This window comes from Streptomyces sp. NPDC026062, assembly GCF_055568375.1.
Genome location: NZ_JBVHOQ010000034.1, coordinates 79,669 through 95,281, shown reverse-complemented (window position 1 = coordinate 95,281; position 15,613 = coordinate 79,669). Strand labels below are relative to the sequence as shown.

Genomic DNA, 15,613 nt, shown 5'->3' with positions numbered 1-15,613 from the left:
CAACCGTGCCGACCAGAGCCGTTCGCCCTCGGTCGGCACCAGAAGGACCGAACGCCGCATCTCGCCCACCAGCGCCCGCGGATCACCAACTCCGCTTCTCCGGTCGGCAATCAGCTCGGCGAGCGCTGTTCCGGACTGCTCCACGGCCTCTCCCTTTCGTAGGCGACAGATGGCGCCGTAGATCAAGACGCGCAGCATCACAGGGCCGGTTCTCATCGAGACGCGGCTCGATGCCCATCCCTCTGAAAACTGCATTCGTGGAGGAACCCACTGGCGGACGGCTTGCAGAGGCCCGACAGCGGCCTCCGCTCGGCTCTCCGAGCGGTCGACGACATCTCGGCAGCGCAGCGCAGGTCTCACCGGCGGGCCGGTGACGGGCCCTCCGGTGGCTCACCGGCGGAGAGAAATGTCTTTGGAGCATCACGTGGTAGCACGGGTCAACCTGTCGCACGTGCTCTGATCAGGAAGAACGCCGCTGGACAGCACGACGGAGAACCACGCGACCTGATCGCTCATGGTCTCGATGCGATGGTCGAAGCCCTCAACGGTTCCTTCAAAGCCGAGCTGATCGAGCACCAGGGCCCCTGAGGGGACGCTGAACAGGTCGAACGTGCCGTTGCCTCGTGGTCTGGTCGGTACAACACCGAGCGTCCGCACTCCTCCCTGGACCGCCTTCCACAGGAGGAATTCAAGGTCCGGCACTACCGATCACTGGCAGCCCCGAAGACCGTCTGAAACCAGAGGAACCGGCCGCCGCGTCCTCAGGGGGTCCTCATCCCGGTGCCCTCCGCGTCGATCGGGCCGGGACAGCAGGTCTTGAATTCGCTGCCGGACACGATCGCCAGGACAGGGGGATCAAGCACCCCACGCCGAGATGGAGGAAAGAGGCACGTGTACGCGGGCATCTCCGCGGTCGGTCTGCCACCGATCCAGGTCGTAGAGCCAAAGACGCTCGATCCGGAGACTGTAGAAGCGGCGTGGGCCGGCTTCCGTGAACTGTCCCACGGGCAGGAGCCAGCGTCGTCGTGTATCGGGATCGGGAAAGTTCTGCTCGTAGTAATGGCGGTGCGCTGCGCTCGCGCCACCGGCATCGACCTCGCGACAGACGCCGGTCAGTTGCGCGCCGTCGAGGCCGATCGGCGACTGGGACGGGGGCAGGCCGGTCAGGTACAGCGACGCCGAGATGTCCGGACACCGGGCGATGTCCTGGCTGTGCCGGGCATCGCGCAGGGAGTACCAGAGCAGCTGCGGCGGAGAGTCCAGCCAGACGAAGTTGACGGTGGCGGACCAGGTGCCGGCGGGCCCGCTGGTGGCCAGGGTGACGAAGCGCGCCTGGGTGAGCAAGCGGTGGCTGCGCACGGATACGTGCTCGAAGGGTGCCGGCAGGCCTACGTCCGGCATGTCAGCCCGCCTCCACCCGCGGGCCGCCTGTGTGTGGCAGGGGTGGAACGGGGGCGTCGGACAGGAGCCGGGCGTCGAGCATTGTCCACCATGCGTCCTGGCTGGTGCGGCGGGCCTCCCACTCCGGATCCTTGGAACGGTGCGAGAGTTCACGGCGGTACGCGCCCCAGGCGGCCTCGTCGGTGAACGAGGCGTAGTGCTCCACCGCGTGGACCTCGGGCCCGATGGTGACGACGTACCACTTGGTGTCCAGCACGGTGTGGAGGCCTTCGTAGAACCATTCCTGCCGTTCGGCGACCCACTGCCAGAAGGCGCTCAGGTCACTGCGGGACTTCTCGGTGGGGGCGAAACGATAGACGAGATGGAGCATGGCGAGCGCCTGCCTTTCAGATCCTTTCGACGAGGTGTCAGGGGACGAGGGGAGACCACTGCTCCCAGGCGGGCCCCAGGGCGTGGGCATGGGCGCTGTGCCGAACGCGAAAGGCTTCGGCGTAGCGATGATTGTGTTGGTGGACGGCCCGGAGGTCGGGGAATCCGCCGGCGGCGGGGATGAGGACAGCGGCCAGCGGGTCGAGCGTGGCACCGCGCCGTGCCTTTGCTTCGAGGGAAGAGACCGACAGTCCCAGTCGGTTGAGGCCGGTCAGGGCTGCGTGGGAGATGGGCCCGTAGTAGGTGGTGGCGAAGTAGAGGTGGTTCTGTCGAGCCTGTGGGTCGCCGCTGCCGACGTAGCGGACGTGCAGACTGCTGTCACGCCGATAGCACAACGCGACGGCAACGGTGCGGCCGCCTCGGTGGCACAGGCAGACCTCCGCGTCGCGGTCCAGGCCCGCGCGCCGCTGGGCGCCGAGAACCTTGTGGATCCAGTCGGCGCCCTGGGTGCTGCCGTACTTGCGCCGGTTGGCTGCGATCATCGGCGCGATCCTGTCGCTGACCTCACCGGTCAGCCGGGTCCAGGTGAGCTCGTGCCCTGACGCCGTGAACCTGCGCATCTCTTGCCGACGATGTTTGCGATTATGGGAGCTGGACGCGTCGATGAGCCCTGCCATCCCGCCGTCCGGCACATCGATATTGCCCTCTGCGCTGTGCAGGAGTACCCGCGCGTCGGGGTGGGCCGCCGCCAGTTCAGTGGCATGCGCCACAGGTATGTACGGGGCGATCACGCGGTACCGGCGGAGACTCGCGGCGTACGCGACAGCTGTCCACAGCAGCCGGGCAAGCACGCGCGGGCGGTCGGGGCCCGAAGTGCACGCCGCGGTGGAGTGGGTCGACCTGCGGGCCCCCAGCCAAAGGAACGTTCGCCCCCAAGGCCCTTCGAGCCCCTGGAACATCTGCGCGGGGTTGAACAGTCCCGGCGTGCTGCCCTCGCCCTCCCACACGGGGATGCGCGCCTGCAACACGCCGTCGCTATCGCGACAGGCGAGAAGGGGCCGCGGGCCGCTGACGTACTCCAGATGCAGAAGCCACCGATAGCTGGCGTAGATCTCACCCGAAGGCGCGAGCGAGTCCACCTCGGCTGCGTCGAGTCTGCGCACGGAGGCAACCACGTCGTCCGAACCTGCCGCATCCAGCGGAGGCGTCGTCATTGCCATGGCTGACTCCGCTTTCGGTAGTCGAGGATCGCGTCGTGCGGCGACGTGAGGTGGGGGCAGCCCGGAACTCCTGCCCGAGCGTGGCGATCCCTGACGTGGTGAGCCTGATGCGCGAGCCAGGGCACGTGAGCGACCCCGGCCTCGGCCAGCGCGCGCTTCAAGGTCTCCCGCGACCTCTGACAGGCCGTCACCTGGGGCCTGAGGTCCGGGGCCTGGGCGCGTGGGAATTTCGCAATTCCTGCTGAGCCGCCTTTGCGTCAAGTCTGCTCACTCATTCGCGAGTTCGTCCAACTGGCCTCTCATGTCCCACCGCCCGTTCGCGCCGCCGGCCTATAGGCACCTCCTTCATGTAACTCCGCATCAAACGCGGTGCATAGGCGCTCACGGCGACTTATGGAATCGTGCGGAGATGTCCGAAACGCGCCCAGGCGCACGCGGGTGCGCCCAATGAGCGCCGACTGGGCGCCTGGGCTCCCGGGCGCGGGAGGCGGGCGGCACGGTACACAGCGGCGCGACGGCGCAAGGCGGTTGGGAGGTACGTGCGGTACTGCCGGGCCGGACGGCCACGACGGTGGAGCCGTCGGCACCGAGGTCCTACCGCGTGGCGCAGGTGGTGGCGGGCCTGGTCCTCAGCCGCTGCTCCCCGCGCCGGCAGTCCGGGCCGAGGACACGTCGAGTGCGTCGCAGGTATCCGCGGGCGCCTTCCTCGCCCTGCTGGGTGAGCGGGCCGGCGGTCGGCCCTCAGCGGCCGGCGGCCATGTCAGGACCGTTCTCCTCCTCACCGTGCTGGTGCACGCCGCCACCGCCACCACCGCGGTTCTGGACCGAGGCACGGCCGCTTCCCTCTGGACGGTCGTCGCCGCGACCACGGTCGCCGCGGCCCTGGCAGCCACCGCGGCTCACCTGACCGGACGCCTGCGTGCCGCCGTCGGCCTGGCCGCCTACCGCGCCGCCGAGGCGGTACTCACGGCCGGCGGCGATGAGCCTCAACGTGCTGGTCGTCGCGACACCGAAGCCGGGCCGGGGTGCCGGGGCGGACGACCGCGCGAGCCGGCCGGGGCGGTTCACAGGCCCGTACGGCTCAGCCCCGCAGGTACGCCAGTACCGCCAGCACCCGGCGGTTCGTGGTGTCGTCCACCGACAGGCCGAGCTTGCCGAGAATGCTGCCGAAGTGCTTGCTGACCGTTCCCTCGCTCACCGTCATCGCCTCGGCGATCGACGCGTTGGACCTGCCCTCCGCCATCAGCGCCAGTACCTCCTGCTCGCGGGCGGTCAGCCGGGAGAGGGGGTCCCGGCGGCGTCGGATGAGCCGGCGCACCACCTCCGGGTCCACGACCGTGTTCCCGGCGGCGACCCGGTGCAGGGCGTCGATGAACTCCTCGACGTTTCCGATGCGTTCCTTGAGCAGATAGCCGACGCCCGTACCGTCCGAGGAGTCGAGCAGGTCCTCGGCGTAGGTGCGCTGGACGTACTGGCTGAGTACGAGGATGGGCAGCCCGGACTGCCGGGTGCGCAGCTCGATCGCGGCGCGCAGGCCCTCGTCCGAGAAGCCGGGGGGCATACGTACGTCGGTCACCACGATGTCCGGGGCGTGCTCGGCCACCGCCGCGATCAGCTCGTCCGCCGTGCCGACGGCGGCCACCACCTGATGGCCGAACCGTTCCAGCAGGCCGACGAGTCCCTCCCGCAGGAGCACACTGTCCTCGGCCAGTACGACGCGCACGCTCAAGTCCTCGTAACCGCAGGTGACATGGGGACCTGTAGCCGCAACACCGTGGGCCCGCCGGGGGGACTGGACACTAGCAGGCGGCCGTCGAGCACCGAGACGCGGTCGGCCACGCCCTGGAGCCCCGTGCCGCCGCCCGGGTGGGCACCGCCCACGCCGTCGTCATGCACCTCGACCACCAGCAGGCCCTTCCCCGTCCGGCCGGTCACCCGGGCGCGGTCGGCGTCGCTGTGCTTGGCCACATTGGCCAGCGCCTCGCAGACCGCGAAGTAGACCGCCGTCTCGGTCGCTTCGGAGAGCCGCTCCGGCAGGTCGAAGTCCACGTCGACCGGGACCACCGAACGGTCCGCGACATCCTCCACCGCTGCCACCAGGCCCCGGTCCGTGAGGATGTGGGGGTGGATGCCCTGGATGAGCTCCCGGATCTCCACCAGTGCGATCCCGGCCTCCTGGTGGGCCTTGGCGAGCAGTCCGGCCAGTGGTTCGGCCGGACTCTCCAGCCGGGCCAGGCCGAGCGTCATGGACAGGGCGACGAGGCGCTGCTGCGCACCGTCGTGCAGATCGCGTTCGATCCGACGGCGCTCCGCCTCGAAGGCGTCCACCAGCCGCATCCGGGAACGGCCCAGTTCACGGAGCCGGGAGTCGAGTCCGGCGTCCGGTGCGGCGAGCAGCTGCCGGGTCAGCACGGCCCGGCCGGCGGCGAACGCCCCCAGCGGATAAGCGAACACGGGGATCAGTACGAGTCCGGCGAGGAGCGCCGCGAAGGCGGGCGGATAGGTGTCGATCAGCCAGATCTTGAGCACCCGTGTCTCCTCGCCGCCGCCGGCCGCCAGCATCGCGGGAGCGGCTGTCAGGCCGCCGCAGACGAGGAGCGCCGTACCCGCGACCACCGCCTCCAGCGGCCACAGCACCAGGGCGAACAGCAGCGCGTAGCCCAGCTCCCGCCAGGTGGCCCGCTCCCGGAGGCGGGTGCGCAGCCAGGACGAGAGACCGGTGCCGACGGGTTCCCGGTGCGACGTGACGACGGGCCGGGGGTCGAGCAGCCGCAGTCTGCGCCGTTCCAGAGCGGCCAGCGGAATGCCCGCGAGCACGAGGGTGAGGAGCAGCGGGATGCCGATCAGGACGACGGTGAGCGCGCTGCCCGCGACGGCCAGGAGGAGGAGCGCGGTGAGGGTCGCGAGGCCCAGCGGCACGCTCGTCAGCAGGTAGAGCGTGGCGCGCCACGGCCAGGCGGTGCGCAGGTAGTGGCGCTGCCGCAGTGCGTCCCGGAGGCCGGACGGGGGCAGGGCGTCACCGGAGGGGGCGGCGGGGGAGGGCATGGGGGAACGGTAGGCCGGGCGCGGGAGACGGACCACCCCGCGAGGTGGACTCCGAGGGTGGAGCTACCTCCACCCCGATGACTCCCCCCTGCTGCGATGTGCCGTGGGAGCGGCGCCGGTTGAGTGGTGCCCATGAATCACGCAGCCGTCCGACTCCGCTCGGTCACCCGCTCCTACGGCAGTCACACCGGCGCGGTCACCGCGCTGGACAGGGTCGACCTCGACATCCCCCGGGGCACGTTCACCGCCGTCATGGGCCCGTCCGGCTCCGGCAAGTCCACCCTGCTCCAGTGTGCCGCCGGTCTCGACCGGCCCACCGGCGGGCAGGTCTTCCTCGGCGACACCGAACTGAGCGGGCTCAGCGAGCGGAAGCTGACGCTGCTGCGCCGCACCCGCATCGGTTTCGTCTTCCAGGCGTTCAACCTGCTCTCCTCACTCAGCGCCGAACAGAACGTCGGCCTGCCGCTCAGGCTGGCGGGCCGCCGGCCGAAGCGGGCCGAGGTCCTCGACGTACTGGAGCGGGTCGGGCTGCGCGACCGGGCCGGGCACCGGCCCGGCGAGCTGTCCGGTGGCCAGCAGCAGCGCGTGGCCCTGGCCCGTGCCCTGATCACCCGGCCCGATGTGCTGTTCGGCGACGAGCCCACCGGCGCCCTGGACTCCGCGACCGGCAGACAGGTGCTGGAGCTGCTGCGCACCATGGCCGACGGCGGCCAGACCGTGATCATGGTGACGCACGACCCGGTCGCCGCCTCCTGCGCGGACCGGGTGCTGTTCCTGGCCGACGGCCGGGTGCGGGACGAGCTGTCCTCCCCGTCCGCCGATCAGGTCGCCGCCCGCATGACACGGATGGCGGTGGTCCCGTGCTGAGCCTGGCGCTGCGCGGCATGCGGGTCAGGTGGGTCACCCTCGTCGCCTCCTTCCTCGCGGCGGCCCTCGGCGTGGGGATCGTCGCCACCACCGGGATGGCCCTCGCCGCCACGTTCGACGCCCCCCGGCACGGCCCCGAGCGGTTCGCCGCCGCACCTGTCGTGGTCCGGGGCGAGGACCGGCTGCGGGTACCGACGCCGATCGGGGTCCGTACCCGGGAGCTGACCTCGCCCCGCCCGGTCCCGGCCGAGCTCGTCACCGCGCTCGCGGAGCTGGGCCGTACGGTCGAGGACCGCACGTTCCCCGTCTCGGTCGGCGGCGTCCGCCTCGACGGGGATGGCGGCGCGACGGGCGTGGTCGGCCACCCCTGGCCGGTCGCGGCGGCCACCCCGTACCGGCTGGCCGCCGGACGGGCCCCGGCCGCCGCCGGAGAGATCGTCGTCACCGCGGGGGACGGCTCCGATGTGCGTACGGGCGACCGGGTCCCGGTCGTCACCGCTGCCGGGACGGCGGTCCGTACCGTCGTCGGGACGGTGCGTCCCGCCGGCTTCGAGACCGCCGTGTTCTTCACCTCGGCCGAGGCCGCCGCGCTCTCCCCGGACGTCGACGCCGTGGTGGTGCACGCGGATCCGGCCGCGGTGCGTGCGGTGGCGGACCGGGAGGACCGGATGGCGGTGCTCACCGGCGACGACCGCCGCCGGGCCGACCCCGACCCGGACCGGGACGCCGAGGCGCTGGCCTCGGTGAACGCGCTGCTGGGTACCGCCGCCGGCATCACCGTGTTCGTCTCCGTCACCGTGGTCGCCTCGACGTTCTCCTTCGCGGTCGCCCAGCGCCGCCGCGAGTTCGGTCTGCTGCGGATGGCCGGCGCGACTCCCGGACAGGTGCGGCGGACGGTGTACGCCGAAGCGGCCGTCGTCGGCGTACTGGCGTCGGCGGCGGGCTGCCGGCTGGGTGTGCTCGGGGCGCCCCGGCTCGTCTCCTGGATGGTCGGTGAGGGGATCGCGCCGGGCTGGTTCGCCCTCGGCGACCAGAACTGGCCGCTGTACGCCGCCTTCTGGACCGGACTTGCCGTGGTGCTCGCCGGTGCGGTCGTCGCCTCGCACCGGGCCGGGAGGACGGGACCGGCCGAGGCGCTGCGTGAATCCGCCGTCGACAGCGGCTCGATGCCCCTGAGCCGGGTGCTGCTGGGCGCCGCCGTTCTGCTGACCGGTGTGGTGCTGCTGGGCCTCGCCCTCGTACAGGACCCCGGCAGTGTCCTGAAGCGCAAGACGTATGTCACCCAGCCGATGCTGCTCATCGTCGGGTTCGCCCTGTTCGCACCTGTCCTCGTGCGGCCCGTCACCCGCCTCCTCGCCTGGCTGCCCGCCCAGCTGCCGGGCGCCGTAGGTCTGCTGGCGAGGGAGAACGCCTCCGCCGGACTGCGCAGAACGGCCGCCGTCGCCGCTCCCGTGATCGTCACCGTGGCGCTGGCCGCCTCGCTGATGGGCACGACGGCGACGCTCGGTGAGGCCAGGGCGTCCGAGGCCCGTACCCAGCTGACCGCGGACTTCGTGGCCACGGCCGGCGGCGGCGGTGCGGTTCCCCGGCAGTTCGTCGAGCGTGCCCGGCGGATCCCGGGCGTCGTCGTCAGTGCCTCGCGGTCCACCACCGTGACCGTGCTGGAGGAAGGCACCGCGCTCGTCGGCTCCGAGGCACGGGCCGTGGACCCGGCCGACGCGGCGGCGGTGTCGGCGCTTCCCGTGGTGGCGGGCAGCCTCGCGGGACTCGACGACGGCTCCATCGTCGTCAACGAGGAGTGGCTGACCACGACGATCGGCGAACGGGTCGGCGTCTGGCTGGCCGACGGCCGCAAGGTCACTCTGCGGGTGGCGGCTGTGCTGAGCACCGGCACCGGGAACAACGGGGTGTACGTGACCCCGCGCAACGCCGGGGGTGCCGCAGTCGACCGGGTCGACGTCAAGATCGTCGGGAACACCGGGAGTTCGGCCGTCGCGGCGCGGCTTGAGGCGGCCGGCCGGGCGACGGGCACCGTGGTGGTGACGAGGGCCGGCCGGCTCGCGGAGGACCATCATCGGAATTCCGGTGGGAACACGCGTGTCGGAATGCTGATGATCCTTCTCATCGCCCTCGTGTACACGGGTATCGCGCTGGCCGGAACCCAGGTGATGGCGACCTCCGACCGGGTGCGCGACCTGGCGGTGCTGCGGCTCGCCGGAGCGACGAAGGCGCAGGTGCTGCGGCTGGTCGGGGCGGAGGCGCTGGTCGTGGTGGCCGTGGGGGTGGTGCTCGGCGGGGCGGTGGCCGCGCTGAACCTGGTGGGGGTACGGACGGCACTCGCGCTGCTCGGTGTCAGCTCCGGGGTTGCCGTCCCCTGGGGGACCATCGGCCCGGTCGTCGCCGTGAGCGCGCTCCTGGCCGTGGTCTCCGCGGTGGTGCCGGCTCTGCTCGCGCTGCGCGTGCGGCCGGTCCGGCCGGCGGGTGCGCGGGAGTAGCCGGGGTCCCCGGGAGGAAGGGACGGCCATGGGTGCGCGGGAGCAGCCGGGATGCCGGGCCGGAAGGGGCCTCGGCGGGTGCGCGTGAGCAGCCGGGGTTCCCGGCCGGAACGGGCCTCAGCAGGTGAGTGCGGTGACCAGGGCCACCGCCCGGCCGATGAGGTCCCGTTCGGCCGGGCTCGACGTCGGGTTGGCGTCCCGGCGGGCAGCGGCGTCGGCGAGGTGGCGGGCCGGGACGCCGCCGTCCGCCGCCAGGCGTGGCATCAGGGCGGTCAGCAGCTCGCGTGCGTCGTCCGCCGCCGGGTGGTCCGGATCGACCGCCACCTGCGCCAGTATCAGCGCCGACATGGCCCGGTCCAGGGCGGGCGGGCCCTCCTCGGTGTTGCTCCAGTCGATCACCACGGGGCCGTCGGCCGTCAGGACCACGTTGTCCGGATGCAGGTCGAGGTGGAGGATCCGGTCCTCGGGATCCGGCGAGAGCCGGGCCGGGACGGTGTGCAGTTCGGCGAGCAGACGGGCGAGCAGGGTGGAGCCCTCGGCTGCGTCGATGTCGCCGTCGAGCAGGGACTTCAGCATCGTGGGACCGGTCAGCCGCTGAAGGACCAGATCGCCGGGGGCGGCTGCCTGGGGCCGCGGACCGAGCCGGGGGACCGGGTAGCCCGAGGCCGAGAGATAGGACATGACCGGCATTTCGGAGGTGGCGTCCGGCCTGTGGCGGTAGCGGCGCAGGACCCATGCCTCGTCCAGTTCGTATACGTCGGCGTCACGTCCGCTGCCCAGCAACTGGCCTATTCGCATGGGTGGAATCTACTCGTGACGTCGGCGGGAGGGGAGACCGTTCACGGCCGCCCCCCTGTATCGCCGCCGGTCACGACAGCCCCATAACGCCATGCGATGGGGCGGACGGGATCTCCTGGAAATGACGTGTACGCGGCTACGTTGGCGGCAATTCCCCCGAATTCAAGGAGAGTTCCATGGAGAGATCCATGCTCCGCAGACGTGCGCTGGCCGCGTGTACCGCCACCGTGGCCGTCGGTGCGCTCGGGCTGGCCGGACTGACCGGCACCGCGTCCGCCGACCCCTCCCCCCGCCTGCCCGCCGCCGGGGCGGAGCAGGTTTCGCCCGGCCTGCTGAAGGCCATGCAGCGCGATCTCGGACTCACCGCCGACCAGGCGGGCGAACGGATCGGAAACGAGTCGCGTGCGGCCACCGTCGCCGCCGGACTGCGGCGCGCACTCGGTGACGGATTCGCCGGGGCCCGGGTCAGCGGCAAGGCGGCCGATCTGACCGTCGCCACGACCGACGCGGCGGACACCGGCCGGATCACCGCGGCGGGTGCCACGCCCGTCGTCGTCGACCACAGCCTGGCCGAACTCACCGCCGCCAAGGCCGCCCTCGACCGGGTGGCGTCGCGCGGTGCGCCGAAGGACGTGCCCGCCTGGTACGTCGACGTCACCACCAACCGCGTCGTCGTGCAGGCAGGCCGGAGCGCCGCCGCCGACTCCTTCCTCGCCTCGGCCGGCGTCGCTCGTGATCTGGTGACGGTCACTCAGTCGGCGGGGACGCCCCGCACGTTCGCGGATCTGCGGGGCGGTGACGCGTACTACATGAACGGCTCCGGACGCTGTTCCATCGGGTTCCCCGTCAAGCGCGGCACCCAGAGCGGCTTCGTCAGCGCCGGGCACTGCGGAACCCCGGGCGTCAGCACGAGCGGTTACAACCAGCAGGCCCAGGGCTCGTTCCAGGGCTCCACCTTCCCCGGCCGCGACTACTCCTGGGTCGCCGCGAACAGCAGCTGGACCCCGCGCCCGCTGGTGAACGGTTACGGGAACGCCGACGTGACGGTCACCGGATCCACCGAGGCGCTGGAGGGGGCGTCGGTCTGCCGCTCGGGCTCGACGACCGGCTGGCACTGCGGCACGGTCCAGCAGCGCAACAGCAGCGTCACCTACCAGGAGGGCACCGTCTCCGGGGTGACCCGGACCAACGTGTGTGCCGAACCGGGTGACTCCGGTGGCTCGTTCATCTCGGGCAGCCAGGCCCAGGGCGTCACCTCCGGCGGCACCGGCAACTGCTCCCAGGGCGGTACGACGTACTTCCAACCGGTGAACCCCGCGCTCCAGGCGTACGGACTCACCCTGGTCACCAGCGGCACCCCGACCGACCCGACGGACCCGCCCACCGAACCGGGCGGCAGCTGGACGGCCGGGACGGTGTACGCCGCCGGTGATGTCGTGACGTACGGCTCCGGCAGCTACCGCTGCCTCCAGGGACACCAGGCGCAGACCGGCTGGACGCCCCCGAACGTTCCCGCGCTCTGGCAGGCCCTGTAGCCGGCCCCTCCGCACGTGCCCTTCCCCACCACCCCGAGGAAGCAGCCATGACCTCCGACCCGACCCCCGTCCCGGCCGACGGCTCCACCGGCGACCGGTCCATCAGCCGCAAGACCCTCCTCAAGGCGGCCCTGGTCGCCACCGCCGCCCCGCTGCTCGCCGGGGGCGGGGTCGCGCTCGCGCGCGACGCCGGTTCCGCCGGGGTGCGGCTCGCCCCGACACCGGACTGCGACGACGGCGACGACCCCACGCACGACCAGATCGAGGGCCCGTACTTCAAGCCCAACTCCCCGCTCCGCACCAGCCTGGTGACGGCCGGCACCCCCGGTGTCCCGCTCACGGTCAGCGGATACGTCTTCGGCCGGGAGTGCCGGCCCGTCCCCGGGGTGCTGCTCGACTTCTGGCAGGCCGACACCAACGGCGCGTACGACATGAGCGGTTACGCCTTCCGAGGGCACCAGTTCACCGACCAGTCCGGCGCCTTCGCGCTCACGACCGTCGTGGCGGGGCTGTATCCCGGCCGCACCCGGCACATCCATGTGAAGGCGCAGGCGCCCGGCTCGGGCATCCTCACCACACAGCTGTACTTCCCGGACGAACCCCGCAACAGCACCGACAGCCTCTACGACCCGGCGCTTCTGATGAACGTACGGTCCGTGGGCTCCGGGAAGGAAGGGACCTTCGACTTCGTCCTCGACGTCGCCCAGGACCCGACCGATCCGCCGACCGACCCGACGGATCCCCCGACCGGGCCGGGCGGCAGCTGGGCGATCGGGACGCTCTACAACGCGGGCGACCGCGTCACATACGGCGGGGTCACGTACCGCTGTCTGCAGGCTCACACCGCCCTGACCGGCTGGGAGCCGCCGAACGTCCCCGCGCTGTGGGAGCGCGGGTAGACGGGCAGACAGGCGAGGGACCACCGCCGCGCGCATGCCCCGGGCACGCTGCCCGGGGCATGCGCCTCGCCCGGTCCGGGGGAGAGGGCGTGCGGCGGGGCCGGCCCAACCCTTCGGGAGGGGCTGCTGTTCCGCCCGGTACGCCCTTCCCGAAGGGCCGGGCCGGCGCGCCCGTCACTTCGCGTCGGCATACCGCTCCACCACCGCCGCGGTGAACGGGAAGCGCACCGGTGTCTCACCGAAGGCGGTCCGCCCGGCCAGCTCACCGGCCGCCCGGATCGCCTCCACGACGGTCCCGGCCTCCTCCGCGGGACAGTGCACGATCACCTCGTCGTGCTGGAAGAAGACCAGCTCGGCCCGGAGTCCTGCTGCCGCCATCGACTGCCGCAGGGCGGCGAGCAGCAGCAGCGCCCAGTCGGCGGCACTGCCCTGCACCACGAAGTTACGGGTGAACCGGCCGCGCGCACGGGCGTTGGAGGAGGCGTACCCCGGAGTGAATCCGCCTCCGCCTTCTCCCTGTTCCGCACCGGCGGCCGCCGGATCCTCGTTCTCCTGCGGGATGCCGGCCTCCCCGTCGTCCCCGCTGCCCGCGGCGGGCGGGCTGGTCCGGCCCAGCCAGGTGCGTACGAGACGGCCCTCCTCGCCTGCCTTCGCGGCGTCGTCCACATAGGCGACCGCGTGCGGGAACCTCCGGCGCAGGGCCGCCAGATTCTTCAGGCCGTCCCCCGATGTCTGACCGTAGACCGCGCCGAGCAGGGCGATCTTGGCGTGGTCGCGGTCGCCGTGGAAGGCGCGGTCGGACAACGCCGTGTACAGGTCGCCGTCGTGCCCTGCCACCTCCATCAGGCCCCGGTCGCGGGAGATCGCGGCCAGCACTCTCGGCTCCATCTGGTCGGCGTCCGCGACGACGAGACGCCAGCCCTCGTCGGCGACCACCGCCCGGCGGATCACCTTGGGGATCTGGAGTGCTCCGCCGCCATTGGTCGTCCAGCGGCCGCTGACGGTGCCGCCCGGCTGGTACTCGGGGCGGAAGCGGCCGTCGCGGACCCAGTCCTGGAGCCAGCTCCAGCCGTGGGCCGTCCAGATCCGGTACAGCTTCTTGTACTGGATGAGCGGCCGCACCGCCGGATGGTCCAGCTCCTCCAGCTCCCAGCGGCGGGTCGACCGCACCTTGATGCCGGCCTGGGCGAAGGCCTTCACCACATCGGCGGGCAGATCCGGGCGGACCCGGCGGCCGAACGCGGCCGACACCTCGTCGGCCAGCTCCGCCAGCTTCCGGGGCTCGCCGCCGCCCGCGTACCGCTCGCCGAGGAGTTCGTGCAGCACCTCGCGGTGGACGTCGGCCCGCCAGGGCAGGCCCGCGCGGTTCATCTCGGCGGCGACCAGCATGCCGGCGGACTCGGAGGCCGTCAGCAGGCTCATCCGGGCCGGCCGGTCCGTGGCGTCGTGCCGGGCGAGCTGGTCCGCGTACACCTGGAGCAGGGCGTCGAACGGCACTTCCGTCCCCGACTGCGGCTCGAACAGGGAGGACTGGGAGCCCGGCACGGCGGAGCGCGGCGGCGGGTCGGGCGGCACCGGGCCGCGCAGCAGACGGGCGTGGGCGGCCGCGGCGGAGCGGGGTTCGCCGAGCCGGCCCTCGTGTCCCAGCAGTAGGGATTCGGCCACCTCGATGTCGTAGCACCGGGCGACCGGGACCCCGGCGGCCAGCAGCCGGGGGTAGACCTCGGCCGTCGAACGCCACACCCAGCGGGTGACATCCGGCCGGGAGCGGACGGCCTCGGCCAGGTCCGGCTCGGTCACGACCGGGGCGGCGGGCCGGCCGGTGCCGTCCAGCGGGGCGAGGCGCGCGCCGCCGCTCTCCGTGACGGCAAGCGCCCAGCGTTCGGTCATACGGCCGAGTCTGGCATCCGGCACTGACAGCGCAGCGATGGGCGCGGGGCCGCCCCGGCTGAAAGGATCGGAGGCGGCATATCCACCGAGGAGAACGAGGAGGCGGACGAGACGATGGAAGCGATCGTTTTCGAGGAGTTCGGCGGACCCGAGGTGCTGCATCCGGCCCGGGTCGAGGACCCGCATCCCGGTCCCGGGCAGGTCCGGGTGAAGGTCCGGGCCGCCGCCGTCAACCCGATGGACTACAAGATCCGGAGCGGCTGGATGGAGGACGTGTTCCCGACCTCGCTCCCGGCGATTCCCGGCGTCGAGTTCGCCGGGGTGGTCGACGCGACGGGGGAGGGCGTCACCGAGGTGGCGGTGGGCGACGAGGTGCTGGGCTGGAGCGCCACCGGTTCCTACGCGGAGTACGCCCTGGCCGACGCCGCTCTCGTCGCGCCCAAGCCCGCCGAGCTGAGCTGGCCGGACGCGGCGGCCCTGACCATCGCCTCGAACACCGCCCAGCGCGTCCTGGACGAACTCGCCGTGGGAGCGGGGGAGACCCTGCTGCTGCACGGAGCGGCCGGAGCCGTCGGATCGGCCGCGGTCCAGCTGGCGGTGGCCCGCGGCGCGACCGTGATCGGCACGGCGTCCCCGGGCAACCACGACTACCTGCGGGTGCTCGGCGCGACCCCGGTGGAGTACGGGGACGGGCTGGTCGGCCGGGTGCGCGAGCTCGCACCCCAGGGCGTGGACGCGGTCTTCGACGCGGCGGGGCGCGGCGCGCTGCCGGACTCCGTCGAGCTGCGCGGCTCCACCACCGACCGGATCGTCACCATCGCCGACCCGGACGCGGCGAAGTACGGCGTGTCCTTCTCCGGCGGCGGCTCGCGGTCCGGGGAGCAGCTGGCCGGGCACGCCCGCCGTGCGGCCGTGGGCGAGCTGCGGGTGCCGGTCGCGGAGACGTTCCCGCTCACCGAGGCGGCGCGGGCGCAGGAACTGAGCGAGGCGGGGCACGTACGCGGGAAGGTCGTCCTGCTGCCGTGACGTGAGGCCGGCCGGGACCGGTCGGTGTGTGCCCGGGTTGGCGAAAGTTGTCCACAGGGTGTGGATGA

14 protein-coding genes and 1 pseudogene are annotated in these 15,613 nt (G+C 72.4%); 6 read left to right on the top strand and 9 right to left on the bottom strand.

From position 1 onward, the window contains the following. Positions 1 to 420: 420 nt before the first annotated feature. Positions 421 to 576 (bottom strand): hypothetical protein, encoded by a 156-nt coding sequence (locus ACZ4LX_RS27675; RefSeq protein WP_467721300.1) that lies wholly within the window; start codon positions 574 to 576, stop codon positions 421 to 423. A 30-nt stretch (positions 577 to 606) separates the two neighbouring features. Here ACZ4LX_RS27675 and ACZ4LX_RS27670 point away from each other — a divergent pair. Further along, a pseudogene (locus ACZ4LX_RS27670) lies at positions 607 to 735 on the top strand (integrase core domain-containing protein); the annotation flags it as partial. A gap of 120 nt (positions 736 to 855) precedes the next feature. Here the strand turns inward: ACZ4LX_RS27670 and ACZ4LX_RS27665 are convergent. The 6 genes from ACZ4LX_RS27665 to ACZ4LX_RS27640 form a co-directional block, all read right to left on the bottom strand. Beyond that, on the bottom strand, positions 856 to 1,401 hold the full coding sequence (locus ACZ4LX_RS27665) for a hypothetical protein (RefSeq protein WP_467649465.1): 546 nt from the start codon (positions 1,399 to 1,401) through the stop codon (positions 856 to 858). A gap of 1 nt (position 1,402) precedes the next feature. Then, positions 1,403 to 1,771, bottom strand: coding sequence for a hypothetical protein (locus tag ACZ4LX_RS27660; protein ID WP_467649466.1), 369 nt, complete (start codon positions 1,769 to 1,771; stop codon positions 1,403 to 1,405). A 37-nt stretch (positions 1,772 to 1,808) separates the two neighbouring features. Continuing rightward, positions 1,809 to 2,990 (bottom strand): peptidogalycan biosysnthesis protein, encoded by a 1,182-nt coding sequence (locus ACZ4LX_RS27655; RefSeq protein WP_467649467.1) that lies wholly within the window; start codon positions 2,988 to 2,990, stop codon positions 1,809 to 1,811. A gap of 741 nt (positions 2,991 to 3,731) precedes the next feature. Beyond that, the gene (locus tag ACZ4LX_RS27650; protein WP_467649468.1) at positions 3,732 to 4,058 is read right to left on the bottom strand and encodes a hypothetical protein; all 327 of its coding nucleotides are present in this window, start codon (positions 4,056 to 4,058) and stop codon (positions 3,732 to 3,734) included. 13 nt (positions 4,059 to 4,071) lie between these two features. Further along, entirely contained in the window at positions 4,072 to 4,713 is a 642-nt protein-coding gene (locus tag ACZ4LX_RS27645) for a response regulator transcription factor (RefSeq protein WP_467649469.1), read from the bottom strand. Positions 4,714 to 4,715: 2 nt separating this feature from the next. Further along, positions 4,716 to 6,035: a sensor histidine kinase gene (locus ACZ4LX_RS27640; protein ID WP_467649470.1), complete on the bottom strand. Its 1,320-nt coding sequence runs from the start codon at positions 6,033 to 6,035 to the stop codon at positions 4,716 to 4,718. A 132-nt stretch (positions 6,036 to 6,167) separates the two neighbouring features. Here ACZ4LX_RS27640 and ACZ4LX_RS27635 point away from each other — a divergent pair, with 132 nt between their 5' ends. Beyond that, positions 6,168 to 6,902, top strand: a complete 735-nt coding sequence (locus ACZ4LX_RS27635) for an ABC transporter ATP-binding protein (protein ID WP_467649471.1) — start codon at positions 6,168 to 6,170, stop codon at positions 6,900 to 6,902. Next, on the top strand, positions 6,896 to 9,397 hold the full coding sequence (locus ACZ4LX_RS27630; protein WP_467649472.1) for an ABC transporter permease: 2,502 nt from the start codon (positions 6,896 to 6,898) through the stop codon (positions 9,395 to 9,397). The genes ACZ4LX_RS27635 and ACZ4LX_RS27630 overlap by 7 nt, the downstream gene beginning before the upstream one ends. A 117-nt stretch (positions 9,398 to 9,514) precedes the next feature. Here the strand turns inward: ACZ4LX_RS27630 and ACZ4LX_RS27625 are convergent, their stop codons facing one another. Continuing rightward, complete coding sequence (locus ACZ4LX_RS27625) at positions 9,515 to 10,195, bottom strand: phosphotransferase (protein WP_467649473.1); 681 nt, start codon at positions 10,193 to 10,195, stop codon at positions 9,515 to 9,517. Positions 10,196 to 10,371: 176 nt separating this feature from the next. Here ACZ4LX_RS27625 and ACZ4LX_RS27620 point away from each other — a divergent pair, with 176 nt between their 5' ends. Continuing rightward, positions 10,372 to 11,730 carry an alpha-lytic protease prodomain-containing protein gene (locus tag ACZ4LX_RS27620; protein ID WP_467649474.1) on the top strand — a complete coding sequence of 453 codons (1,359 nt, stop codon included), beginning with the start codon at positions 10,372 to 10,374 and terminating at the stop codon, positions 11,728 to 11,730. A 47-nt stretch (positions 11,731 to 11,777) separates the two neighbouring features. Next, complete coding sequence (locus ACZ4LX_RS27615; RefSeq protein ID WP_467649475.1) at positions 11,778 to 12,629, top strand: carbohydrate-binding protein; 852 nt, start codon at positions 11,778 to 11,780, stop codon at positions 12,627 to 12,629. A gap of 174 nt (positions 12,630 to 12,803) precedes the next feature. Here the strand turns inward: ACZ4LX_RS27615 and ACZ4LX_RS27610 are convergent, their stop codons facing one another. Next, a complete protein-coding gene (locus ACZ4LX_RS27610) occupies positions 12,804 to 14,519 on the bottom strand; it encodes a bifunctional 3'-5' exonuclease/DNA polymerase (RefSeq protein ID WP_467649476.1) in 1,716 nt (571 codons plus the stop codon). Between the two features lie 114 nt (positions 14,520 to 14,633). Here ACZ4LX_RS27610 and ACZ4LX_RS27605 point away from each other — a divergent pair, with 114 nt between their 5' ends. Continuing rightward, positions 14,634 to 15,545 carry an NADP-dependent oxidoreductase gene (locus ACZ4LX_RS27605; protein WP_467649477.1) on the top strand — a complete coding sequence of 304 codons (912 nt, stop codon included), beginning with the start codon at positions 14,634 to 14,636 and terminating at the stop codon, positions 15,543 to 15,545. The last annotated feature ends 68 nt before the right edge of the window (positions 15,546 to 15,613 follow it).

Excerpts from the sequence above, each read along its gene's own strand:
- ACZ4LX_RS27635 (WP_467649471.1), top strand. The coding sequence starts at position 6,168 with ATGAATCACGCAGCCGTCCGACTCCGCTCGGTCACCCGCTCCTACGGC.
- ACZ4LX_RS27610 (WP_467649476.1), bottom strand. The coding sequence starts at position 14,519 with ATGACCGAACGCTGGGCGCTTGCCGTCACGGAGAGCGGCGGCGCGCGC.
- ACZ4LX_RS27640 (WP_467649470.1), bottom strand. The coding sequence starts at position 6,035 with ATGCCCTCCCCCGCCGCCCCCTCCGGTGACGCCCTGCCCCCGTCCGGC.
- ACZ4LX_RS27605 (WP_467649477.1), top strand. The coding sequence starts at position 14,634 with ATGGAAGCGATCGTTTTCGAGGAGTTCGGCGGACCCGAGGTGCTGCAT.
- ACZ4LX_RS27665 (WP_467649465.1), bottom strand. The coding sequence starts at position 1,401 with ATGCCGGACGTAGGCCTGCCGGCACCCTTCGAGCACGTATCCGTGCGC.
- ACZ4LX_RS27620 (WP_467649474.1), top strand. The coding sequence starts at position 10,372 with ATGGAGAGATCCATGCTCCGCAGACGTGCGCTGGCCGCGTGTACCGCC.
- ACZ4LX_RS27625 (WP_467649473.1), bottom strand. The coding sequence starts at position 10,195 with ATGCGAATAGGCCAGTTGCTGGGCAGCGGACGTGACGCCGACGTATAC.
- ACZ4LX_RS27615 (WP_467649475.1), top strand. The coding sequence starts at position 11,778 with ATGACCTCCGACCCGACCCCCGTCCCGGCCGACGGCTCCACCGGCGAC.
- ACZ4LX_RS27655 (WP_467649467.1), bottom strand. The coding sequence starts at position 2,990 with ATGGCAATGACGACGCCTCCGCTGGATGCGGCAGGTTCGGACGACGTG.
- ACZ4LX_RS27660 (WP_467649466.1), bottom strand. The coding sequence starts at position 1,771 with ATGCTCCATCTCGTCTATCGTTTCGCCCCCACCGAGAAGTCCCGCAGT.